Raw genomic sequence first — 10,851 nt, 5'->3', positions numbered from 1 at the left:
CAGTAGCAAAGGGAAATAGAGACAACCAGAACAACAAATGTAGGTTCGCCCATAGGGTACGACCGTTAACATGCCGCACTGCTTGTAGCAGGTGATGATGGTTGTTCCAGTAGATACCGACATATACGAAACTCAACACATAGCTCAGAAATATCGGAATCAACGGACGCAGTGCAGCCAGCTCAGCCCCATGCGGCACCTTCATTTCTAGCACCATAATGGTGATGATGATAGCGATTACACCATCACTGAATGCTTCTAATCTCCCCTTTCCCATCTGTGTGATTTTTCCTGATTCTGCTTACTATTGATTACCAACCGCCGAGGACTACCATTTGCGCGATCGCTAGTCCAAGACTATGGCAATGTCTCGTGTACTCATTTGTCTGAAGTGCTTTGGAACGAAATCTAAGTTAAAAGGATATGTGCATTAACTAAATCCGTATCTTTATATACAATCTTATTTTACCAATCTTTGTTTTTTTTTAACCTATAAAAAATGATTTAATATTTTACAGCAAAAATTCATATACATTAAAGTATGAAATAGACTTTACGCATTCTTCATAATTAGATTTATAATTATATTTAAAAGGTTAATACGTATTAATACTTCCATGTAACTGGACAGCTACAGAGGGTAGGGGATGTATCTTATGTCTGTAGAACCGCATGTCTTACGTCAAGAGCTTGGAGATTTCGGTAGCATTATCTTTCTGAAGTCAATCCTCACGGGGATCGAAGAAACACTCGGCGAAAGAACGGCTGCAATTGCGATGATTGCTGCTGGTCGAAAGCAAGGGAAAATTTCAGTGGAAGAACTCGGTTTAGTTAAGGAAGGCGCTACTTTGTCTCTGGACGAAATTCTAGAAAAGGCTAATCATATTTTAGGTAAAGAGGGAAGCCGCCTGTGCATTATCGACAAGATCGAGCAAGAAGGACAGTTATACAAAGTCTATGCAAAAGAAACTTTTTGCTCTTCTGGTGAACCCAAAGATTCAATCCGTATGTGTACCTATACTTTAGGTGCAATTCAGGGCTTCTTAGAAGCCTTTTTAGGCAAACGTTTACAGGGAAAACAAACTGAGTCTGTCTTGCGTGGTGGTACTCATGATGTTCTGGAGTACTCAATCATAGATTAGCCTTCTAGCCAAGCTTTTATACCTCTTGAATTCGACAGGGATGCAACAATGGCAATCAATACTCAAAAACTGAGCCATATTCTCCAAAATTTTGTCTCAATAACCTCTAATGTTCAAGGGGCAGCGATGGTGACCACGGACGGATTACCCTTGGCTTCATGCTTGCCCGGTAGTATGGATGAGGAAAGGGTTTCAGCAATGTCTGCCGCCATGCTATCTTTGGGAGAACGCATTGGTCAAGAACTCGGCAGAGGTGCAATGGATCGCATCTATGTTCATGGTAATGAAGGCTTTAGTATTTTGACAAGTTGTGGAGAAGATGCGGTCTTTCTTGTCCTCGCAGATAAGGAGGCAAAGCAAGGAGTTTTGATGTTAGAAATTAAACGTGCTTTGACCGATCTGAGGTTAATTATAAGTTAGCTGACATGATGTTACCTCCACAAAAATCTTGTCAGTCTGGGCTTGACTGAGATTGAGACAACTGGTAGTCAAAAAAGATGGGATTTTTTCAGCAAGACTCCCATTACGAGGAAAGAAAATTTACTCAGCTCTATTCTGAAAATAGGCGTCAGGAGTCAGAAGTCAGCAAAGATTGATTTTCATCAGTTCGTTGTGTGCGGCAGCACATGGAGGTCTAACTTGAAAGTCAAAAGGCAAAAGGCAAGAGTAAAGGAAAATGGCTTTCATTAGACCTCTTGCATAAATCCTGGGATGCCCCCTAAATCCCCCAATTTGGGGGGACTTTGAATTCGGTTCCCCCTACCCCTCTCGTTCTCCCCTAAAAAGGGAGAGGAGTAAGGACGAAGCCTTTTATTCATGGGGGGCTAGGGGGGCGAAAATCGAATGCAAGCAAGAGGTCTATTGTTTGTTGTGAGCGACGACTCATGGGGAGTCTTGCACCTTTCAAAGGCAAGCAAAATTGTAGGGTATGTTAGCGTTGCGTAACGCCGTCTTATTCGAGTCTTTGGTGGGTTATGGCTAGCGCCTAACCCACCCTACACAAACGGGTTTTATTTTACCTATCCTGTGGCACAAATATTACCTTAAATATGCGGTCTATTAATAAATCCAGAAATAAGCGATCGCTAAGGTAATAGCCGTGATCGGTAAGCCAAATCGCAGATGCTGTTTAAAGGTTAATTCATAGCCCAATTGTGCAGCCGCTTCCGCCACAATCAAGTTAGCTACTGAACCAAATAATGTCAAATTGCCTGCCAAGGTTGATCCAGCTGACAACAGCAACCAAGATGAAGTATCACTTCTCTCAATTAACGGATGCAACAAGAGTACGGCTGGTACATTCGAGATTAAATTCGATAGCACCGCTGTCACCCCTAAAAATCCTACAGAGGTGTTAGCCAGAGTGGTAAATGGCTGCAACAAGTTAAGCTTTTGGGTGGCGTGAGTCAGGATAAATAAACCGGAAAACATCACCAATAGATTCCAATCCACTCGCCGCAATATTTTTTGCGGTTTCACTCGACGGGTAATGAGTAATAACGCCGCCGCCGTCAGCGAGGCTTCTCCCAGGGGAACACCTACCGCAAACGCCAGCAAAAGCCCTGTAGTGACCACTAAGGTTTTGCTAAACAACGGTTTAAAGATGCGGTAGCGTATCTGAGGAGGATTAGACTCAGCGGTTGTCGATCGCACTTCTGGATACAATAGCCACAGTAACCCAATTTGCACGACTAACCCTGCCAGAGCAACAGGGGTGAGAGCTTGAGCAAATTTTAGGTAGCCAATTTGGGAAAAAGAGCCGATTAAAATATTCTGGGGATTGCCGCTGAGTGTAGCAACGGACCCTATATTAGTAGCACCTGCGATCGCAAGTAAAAAAGGAATCGGATTCAGCTTTAGTGCTTCGGTCAAACTCAAGGTTAACGGGGTAAACACCAGCGCCAACGTATCGTTAAGGAAAAACGCGGAAAGAATACCACTGCCAAAAGTCAAGACAATCAACAAGCCAAAGGGACTGCTGGTAAGGCGAATCAAAGACGAAAGTGCCAGTTGAAAAAAGCCCGAATAGGAGAGGTTGGCATTCACTACCATCATGCTGAGCAAGAACACAATGGTGTTAGGATCGATCGCTCTCCACGCCTCTTGTAGATTCAGCACTCCCAGTGTGATGAGAAAAGCTGACCCCACTAAGGCAATTGTCGCTCGGTTCATGCGTAAACCGGGTAGTTGCCCCAACCCTAGCCCTAGGTAAGTCACACCTAATAGGATGTACCTTGCGACTTGCAGAAAACTCACAAAAATTGACTGCCCTCGTAGATGCTCACTATCCGCTCCAATCTTGGCGAGTTAGCCTTTGTCTAGCGAACTGCTGAAGTTCTTAGAGGTGAGGATTTGAATCGGCTTCTTCGCTATGATAAGCGGTAGAACAGCGATCGCATAGTCCAAAAAATTCCAGCGTGTGGTAGTAAATTCTGAATTGGTGAGAATCTTCTAACTGTGATTCTAGTTGATGAACGGGACATTCATTGATCGCAATGGATTGCCTACAATTGAGGCAGGTGAGGTGATGTTGGTCGCGCTGCACAGAACTGTAGAGGGATTCACCGTTAGCAAGGGTTCGCACTTGCACCGAACCCTCCAGCTTCAACGCTTCCAGAGAACGGTAGACTGTTGCCAGACCCATACTTTGCTCACGGTTGCGTAACTCGATATAAATATCCTGGGCAGAAACGGCACGGTTTAAGCTTTTGAGCAACGTCAAAATTCGATCTTGAGAACGAGTGCGCTGGATTTTCATGGGCTTGCTACTTTACTCACTAAAAATTTCTGGGAGATTTTGGAACTTGGTGCTTCAAACTTTAAAATAAGCTTTCTTATAATTTGGGGGATGAAGAGTGATTCACAAATATCAAGCGCACATTTATGTTACCCTTCGACCTTCAGTATTAGATCCAGCTGGAGTGGCGGTAGAGTCGGGACTGAAGCAGCTGGGTTATGACAACGTGGAGCAGGTGCGAATTGGCAAGTATATTGAGCTTATGATAAGCGCTGCCAATGAGGAAACGGCACGGCAGCAACTGGACAGCATCTGCGATCAACTGTTGGCAAATCCAGTGATTGAAAATTATCGGTTTGATTTAGTTGAAGTAGCTGCACTGATGGGGGCGTCGTGATGAAATTTGGGATTGTGGTCTTTCCGGGGTCAAACTGCGATCGCGATGTGGCTTATGTGACTCAGAGTTTACTCGATCAACCCACGCGGATGGTTTGGCACCAGGAGACGGATATTTCGGACTTAGATGTGGTGGTGCTACCCGGTGGTTTCAGCTATGGGGACTACCTCCGCTGTGGTTCCATTGCTCAATTCTCGCCTGTGATGAGGCAGGTGGTAGAACACGCTAAGCAGGGTAAGTTTGTCCTGGGTATTTGCAATGGCTTCCAAGTATTAACGGAAGTGGGGTTGTTGCCAGGGGCACTGACACGGAATCGAGACTTACATTTTATTTGCGATCGCGCCCCCGTCAAAGTGGAACGCACTGATCTTCCCTGGACATCCGCTTACCAAGCAGGAGAGGTGATTACCCTGCCTATTGCGCATGGAGAAGGTCGCTACTACGCTGATTCGGACACTCTTAAAGCATTGGAAGATAACGGACAAGTCTTGTTTCGTTACGCCAAAGCTACAGGTGAGACAGACGACACAGCCAACCCGAATGGTTCCTTGAACAACATTGCGGGAATTTGCGATCGCACAGGGAAAGTTTTGGGGATGATGCCCCACCCAGAACGGGCGTCAGACTCCCTACTCGGCGGCACTGATGGGATCAAATTGTTCCAGGGATTGTTGGCAACACTAGCCGATGAAACCCTGTATCCTCTTAGTCTAGCGAAGTAATCTGGCCTGAAATTGTAGGGGCAGGTGTTGTGCCTGCCCTGCCACCCGTTGAATGGGCACCAAAAAGAGCAATATTCTAGACAATTTTACTTTACGCAAAGTCTACACAATTTTACGCAAAGTCTACACAATTTTACGCAAAGACAGAATATTATAATTTACAGGCTACACTCAGAGTATAGTCAAAACCCTTAGTAAGGATGGAGACTCCTACTGGGGTTAGTTGAAAAAATACAAGCTAGAAAAAATCAAAGAAACAATCTACACTTTTGGCTGATGTCGGTCAAGAGGCTTATCATAAATAGGCGAATTTATCAACCGGGTGCTAGGTAATGCAGAACGCATGTTTTGGCAGGGGTTGATCGGGATAAACACGCCGATAAACGATGATCAAGGAGACAGAGAATGCCAGTAACTGCAAACACGCCTGAAGTCAGCTTGCAGATGCAACCACTGCGATATCGGGGCTGGTTGATAAGTACAAAGGTTGTCGATGGACACTTATGGTTGCGGTGGCAGCACCCCAGAGAAAGCTTCCCTCGTTATAGCTATCCGGTTACAGAGAGAGGTTTAGCCGATACAATTCGCTTCGCTCGATACCTCATTGACGTGGTAATCAAGTTAGAAGAAGAGTCATTGCGGGAATCGGCAGCAAAAGTTAGCTAAGGTTCAGAGCAATGACATTTTTCCAATAGGGTGACAAGGCTCACCCTCAGCCCCATCTCTTGATCATTAAAATCTTACAGCCACATTAAAGCCTTAATGAAGTTTTTATTAGGTGTTGCCTAACAAATAGCGATCGCTACAGTACCCCTGCTAAGGTGTTGGAGGACAGTCTCTTTCCTTCAGCCGAAAAGAGACTTTTGTAGTCAGCACAATGAATTGAAGCGTTCAGTGAGATTGTTGCTGCCAAAAGACATTAATTCCCTGAACTAGGCGGAATTAACATTATTTTCCTGACGTATTACCATCCAGGGGAAGTCAGTATGCGTACTGTACAACGATACACGCAGATAGGAATTCTTAATGGACATAAATTTCCAGTGACAGGGATCGCATTTAGTCCTGACGGAGAAACTCTCATCAGTGCAGGAGATAACACAATTAAGCTGTGGAATCTAATCAGTGGCAAACTCATCCAAACTCTAACGGGCCATGCCGATCATTGGTCAGAATCCGCCGTGACTTCGGTGACGGTTAGCCCTAATGGACAGTTCATTGCTAGTGGCGGCACGGATAATACAATCAGAATTTGGCACTTGCAGGATTTTCTCGAATCAAAGCAGGGTAAAACTCACACCTTAACTGGGCATAGTCAAGGGAGTGGGTTGGCACAAGGGGTGAGGGCTGTTGCTTTTAGTGCGGATGGCACAATCCTTGCCAGCGGTGGAGGGGATAAAGTCATTAAGCTGTGGAATACGACAACTTGGGAAGAAATCTCTACACTGACTGGACATTCATACGCGATCGCATCTCTAGCGTTCAGTCCTGTTGAACGATCCCTGATTAGCACAGCAGGCAGCACCATGAAACTCTGGAAACTGGATACCTACGAAGAAATTACCTTCACAGCCGCTTCAGCACCCAGAGCAGTTTCTTTCAATGCCAATGGTCAGACGTTCGCAACGGGTGGCTTAAAAGGTGCATTTAGCTTATGGGCATTCAAAATACAAGAAGAAGTAATTAAAGAAACTTTACATTCAGAAGAAATCAGAGCGATCGCTTTCAGTTCTAATGGACATTTTTTCGCGACTGGCAGTTATGATAAAACCATCAAACTATGGAATGCCATAACAGGAGACCTCATTAACACCTTTACTGGCCATTCTGATGCTATTTATTATCTAGCTTTTTGCCCTGATAGCTCAATTCTTGCTAGTGGAAGTGCGGATAAAACCATTCGCTTATGGAAGGTTGCGTAAGTCGGAGAGACAATTTATTATAGCTAATAAGACTACGCTTACAACTGATTTTTAGAGCATAGCTCGTCGTAAGCTTTATTGATTTTTGTAAGAATTTCCTGAGCCTTCTGTCTGCGTGAAGGATTGTCAAAAAATAAATCGGGATGGCATCGCTTCACTAACTGTTTATAAGCCTGTTTCACTTCCTGAAGAGAAGCAGTGAGGGGTAGCTCTAGGATGGCATAGAAGCGAGCTTTTCTCTCTTCATTTGTAGGTGAAGTTGAGCTTGCATGTTGAGTCGAACTAGGCTGACTCTGGGTCTGTGCGCCTGAATTTTTGCTATTGAGATTTTTCAGTTTTTGTTTCAGCTTCTGTATTTCTGCATCAATTTCGAGAGAGCTGAATTTTCCCTCCAAATCTTCCATGTGTTTATGTCTCCCGCATTTTAGCGCTTGCTGACTCTAATTCTTGATTTAGATTAGCCAGCAAACTTTGCAATAATTGCAATTGATAATGCTGTGTTGTTTGTGGAGAATGCTCTTCCTTGATTTGGATGTTAATCAATTTATCAGCTGTCTTTTGATATTGCTCAAGGGTAGAGAACGCTTGATTGCTAAAGCGCGTCAGATAATCTTGAGCCGCCAGAGTATAAGCCTCTTGAACTTCCTCTAAATAAACGTTTGATGAAACAGGTTGCGTAGTGGGTTCAGTATCCTGAGTCAGCTTTTTCAGGATATAAGTAGCACCACCCGCTACTGCGGCTCCAACTGGCCCTGCGAAAATAAAACCGAGTCCGGTTGTGACGGCAACGGGTGTAACATTATCCAGCGATTTAGGATTTGTTGACGACTGAGGAGGTTGCGGGAGAATGACTTGCGGTTGTTCCGGGAAGGGAATTGATAAAGCAACAGGCCGAGGGCAATCAAAAAACTCACAAGCTTGATGAACCCACTTCACAATTGACTGTTCGTACTTGGTAATTTCTTGCTTAAAGACTCCTCGTTCCCAAGTACTGAAAGTTCCTTGTTGAAGCGCTGTTACCACGTTTGATTGATAGCGGTCTTGGAGTTTTGGCAGGTATAGCCAACTCATAAAATCTGAAACACTTGCCGAGAAGCCTTTTTGAATGAGCTTCTGTGCTTTTTGCTTAATCTCAAACTTCTGCTTGTGCTTGGTTTCAGTGGATTCCAATTGGGTGCTAATGCCTTGCACTTTAGTTTGTAAAGCTTGCTGAATTTGAGTTGCGATCGCTTGTACACGAGGGAACCGGATATCTTGCTTTTTATGCTTCACTGCCACAATCGTTTGCAACGCTGATTCAAACATCGCCAGTCCCGTCGTTTGTGCAGCGGAAACATCACCTTTGAGTCTGGCTCTCAAAGCAGGTAAGGCATCAACGCGATATAAATTACTGATATTATTCGGTAAATCTGAGCGAAAACTCTCAGCTACAAATAGTAAACGATTGTAAACTTGCTTTTGGTCTTCAGGTTCTAGTAAATTCAGGAAATTGGCGACAAAGACAACGGTTTTGATTCCGCGATCGAGCAACCAATCTCTTAAGTTCTCTCGCTCATATAAAGTCATCAATTTCCGAGCATCGAGTACCTGAACTACCAAATCTGCCGTTAGGAGTTGGTCACGCACTAAATCATCCTGTGCTTCCCTGTCATTGGTTCCCGGCAAATCCAGCAATTCCACACCCGTTTGTAGGAAAGAATGAGGACAGTAAACCTGAACCGAGGTAACATCACCTCGCATCCGTCTTTGGTCATCTAGGATGGCATAGCGCTTGAGAACTTCAGTACCACTTTCACAGGTTTCTGTACCATCAGTGAAGGTAATTCGAGTCTGTAACTCGTTCCCATAGCGGACATGAATCGCCGCGCCGGTTGTGGGAATCAGATCGATGGGTAATGTACGATTCCCAAGGATGGCATTGAGTAAAGTAGACTTGCCGTAATTAAACGGACCAAAGACAGCAATCCGAAAAATTGGGTCTTCGAGATAGTCACAGATAGATATGGCATCTCGATAAAGTTGTGAGGTTTTTTCGAGTTCAAGAACTCCAATTGCCGACCTAAGATTACTAACGAGGTTTTGATAAATGTCCTGCTGTTGCATACAACGATTCCTCTCTTTCCCAAAAGGGGAGTCTAACTCGAATGTCACTGACTTAAGAATTTCTTCACCTCACCAATGAACCCTTGTGCAGGGGGTCTGGGGGAGGCACTCCGTCCCCCAGTGGGGGGTTTGGGGGGAAACCCCCCAATCTAGGTTTTTCTCAAAGAACGACTACTTTTTGCTTAAGTCAGTGACATTTGTCCTAATATCCCTCACTCTTGATTGGACTGACGGGTTGAACCAACAGCCATCAGATGATTCCGAACTAAATATTCAAACTGGTAAAGGTACGCGGCGGTAACCACCCGGTAAAGCGTAGGGAGGGTGAATAAATCTCTCAACTCATCCCACCAAGCAAGCATCTCATAGAAGGAGCTATACGATCGCGAGGAGAGTATCTCAATCATTAAGCTTACTAACATCGCTAGTGCGATCGCCATCCACCCATAGAACCCCTCCCACCAACTCATTAAACTAGGAAGTAGCCCCTCTGTGTTACTCATCCCTGGCGATCGGCTGGTGGGAGCATAACGATCCAGAAATATGTGAAGCAAATGGTGAACAACGGCAATCACCAAGATAGGCGACAGTAAAGCTGAAAAATACAAGATGATTCTCAACTTTGGTGAAAGCTCCATCAGCGAGTAGCCGTATTGCCCAATTATTCTGATGACAACAACAATTCCCCGCACAAGCAAAATTAGGAGAATTGCACTCATCCACGAATTAGGGTTAGGAATCCAAGTCGGCCAATTTCTCATTTTTTGTTCTCTGCACTTATTTACTAGTTGCTGAATATATCGGTTCGTGGTTGGAGGCGGTACACTCTGACCTCTCTGAACAACCTCTCTCTACCTCTCCCTAACCCTCTCCTAAGAGGAGAGGGAAGCGGATAATTTTTTTTAGCTGAGAGAGGTTTTGATTCTTACTCCCCTTCCCTTGTAGGGAAGGGGTTGGGGGTTAGGTCACTCTGATGTATTTCACAGATAGATCTGAGAAACGCTATAGTTAAATTCAAGCAACGACAGAGAGGAAGTTCTGATACAGTGTCTCCACGCTCCGTAATTGGGAGGAAACATCAGTCTCCAGCTTTTTGAGCCGTTCCAATTCTGCCCCCTGATTAATTTCAAAAGATTCTTTTTGCTTGAGTAGATTATCTAACTCTGCTTTCCGCGACAGAATATCATCATCAATCCGCTTGGTGACTTCACGCTCATAAGCATCAAAACATTCTTTAACCGCATCATGAACGGGTAACCATTGCTCATTTGCCACCTGAGGCAGGTATTTCACCAATTCCTTCTTAGCCGTTTTTACTAACTCTTGTCGGGCTTGATCAGCTTGCACAAATCCAACTCCCATACCAATTAATGCCAATCCAATTGGCCCTAAGAAAATACCCGTAACGGCAGAAAGAACGCTACCAATACCAATCACCGCGACATAGTTGAAGAGGATATTTTTCCAATCGAAACCTGCCCCCGCCATAGCAACGCCTGCAATGTTGCCGCGTGCTAGGGAAAATAAACCCATTGCCCACTTCGTCCATCCGGGCGAGTTATCTTCTTCTATCGAGGCGTTGGGATGAAGGTTGACCTTTTGACCCGTTAGTTTTTCAGTAATTCGGTCAGTTACTTGATTGTAGGATGCACCGTACTGCGCCGCACTGCGGGATAATCCTAGAAAAGCGGCATTCATCTCTTGTTCTGCTGTGAGGCTCCAAGCCGCAAACTTATCGGTAATGTACTGTTCAAATGCTTTTTGCAAAGCCGTATTAAAGGCTTCTCGTTTCCCCTTACTGAGGAAATCTAGTAATCTAAGTTCGGGT

General features: G+C 44.7%; 12 protein-coding genes and 1 pseudogene. 6 read left to right on the top strand and 7 right to left on the bottom strand.

The features are described 5' to 3' along the window. On the bottom strand, positions 1-277 hold a 277-nt coding region (locus tag V6C93_RS37355), incomplete at its 3' end, for a TMEM175 family protein (protein WP_333481760.1). Between the two features lie 370 nt (positions 278-647). On the opposite strand from V6C93_RS37355, the gene V6C93_RS37350 reads away from it, so the two are divergent. After that, positions 648-1,142, top strand: a complete 495-nt coding sequence (locus tag V6C93_RS37350) for a hypothetical protein (RefSeq protein ID WP_349262964.1) — start codon at positions 648-650, stop codon at positions 1,140-1,142. A 48-nt stretch (positions 1,143-1,190) separates the two neighbouring features. Next, positions 1,191-1,562 carry a roadblock/LC7 domain-containing protein gene (locus tag V6C93_RS37345; RefSeq protein WP_333481758.1) on the top strand — a complete coding sequence of 124 codons (372 nt, stop codon included), beginning with the start codon at positions 1,191-1,193 and terminating at the stop codon, positions 1,560-1,562. 639 nt (positions 1,563-2,201) lie between these two features. Here V6C93_RS37345 and V6C93_RS37340 read toward each other — a convergent pair. Together V6C93_RS37340 and V6C93_RS37335 are read right to left on the bottom strand one after the other, a co-directional pair. Beyond that, the gene (locus V6C93_RS37340) at positions 2,202-3,398 is read right to left on the bottom strand and encodes an anion transporter (protein ID WP_333481757.1); all 1,197 of its coding nucleotides are present in this window, start codon (positions 3,396-3,398) and stop codon (positions 2,202-2,204) included. A gap of 82 nt (positions 3,399-3,480) precedes the next feature. Continuing rightward, entirely contained in the window at positions 3,481-3,900 is a 420-nt protein-coding gene (locus tag V6C93_RS37335; RefSeq protein ID WP_333481756.1) for a Fur family transcriptional regulator, read from the bottom strand. Between the two features lie 97 nt (positions 3,901-3,997). Between V6C93_RS37335 and purS the strand changes: the two genes are divergently transcribed. The 4 genes from purS (at position 3,998) to V6C93_RS37315 (ending at position 6,920) form a co-directional block, all read left to right on the top strand. Further along, positions 3,998-4,276 carry a phosphoribosylformylglycinamidine synthase subunit PurS gene (gene purS, locus V6C93_RS37330; RefSeq protein WP_333481755.1) on the top strand — a complete coding sequence of 93 codons (279 nt, stop codon included), beginning with the start codon at positions 3,998-4,000 and terminating at the stop codon, positions 4,274-4,276. Beyond that, positions 4,276-4,998, top strand: coding sequence for a phosphoribosylformylglycinamidine synthase subunit PurQ (gene purQ, locus V6C93_RS37325; protein WP_333481754.1), 723 nt, complete (start codon positions 4,276-4,278; stop codon positions 4,996-4,998). Before purS ends, purQ begins: the two co-directional genes overlap by 1 nt. A gap of 405 nt (positions 4,999-5,403) precedes the next feature. After that, complete coding sequence (locus tag V6C93_RS37320) at positions 5,404-5,664, top strand: hypothetical protein (protein ID WP_333481753.1); 261 nt, start codon at positions 5,404-5,406, stop codon at positions 5,662-5,664. Between the two features lie 320 nt (positions 5,665-5,984). After that, positions 5,985-6,920, top strand: a complete 936-nt coding sequence (locus V6C93_RS37315; RefSeq protein ID WP_333481752.1) for a WD40 repeat domain-containing protein — start codon at positions 5,985-5,987, stop codon at positions 6,918-6,920. Positions 6,921-6,958: 38 nt separating this feature from the next. Here the strand turns inward: V6C93_RS37315 and V6C93_RS37310 are convergent, their stop codons facing one another. The 4 genes and pseudogenes from V6C93_RS37310 to V6C93_RS37295 all read right to left on the bottom strand — a co-directional run. After that, on the bottom strand, positions 6,959-7,324 hold the full coding sequence (locus V6C93_RS37310) for a J domain-containing protein (RefSeq protein ID WP_333481751.1): 366 nt from the start codon (positions 7,322-7,324) through the stop codon (positions 6,959-6,961). Positions 7,325-7,328: 4 nt separating this feature from the next. Further along, positions 7,329-9,023, bottom strand: a complete 1,695-nt coding sequence (locus V6C93_RS37305) for a dynamin family protein (RefSeq protein WP_333481750.1) — start codon at positions 9,021-9,023, stop codon at positions 7,329-7,331. 212 nt (positions 9,024-9,235) lie between these two features. Beyond that, positions 9,236-9,784 (bottom strand): hypothetical protein, encoded by a 549-nt coding sequence (locus V6C93_RS37300; protein WP_333481749.1) that lies wholly within the window; start codon positions 9,782-9,784, stop codon positions 9,236-9,238. Between the two features lie 253 nt (positions 9,785-10,037). Then, positions 10,038-10,851, bottom strand: a pseudogene (locus V6C93_RS37295) (dynamin); the annotation flags it as partial.

This window comes from Allocoleopsis sp., assembly GCF_036703385.1.
In the GTDB taxonomy this organism is placed as follows: Bacteria; Cyanobacteriota; Cyanobacteriia; order Cyanobacteriales; family Coleofasciculaceae; genus Allocoleopsis.
Note: the sequence above shows the minus strand (reverse complement) of the source record. Positions and strands in the feature narration are given on the sequence as shown.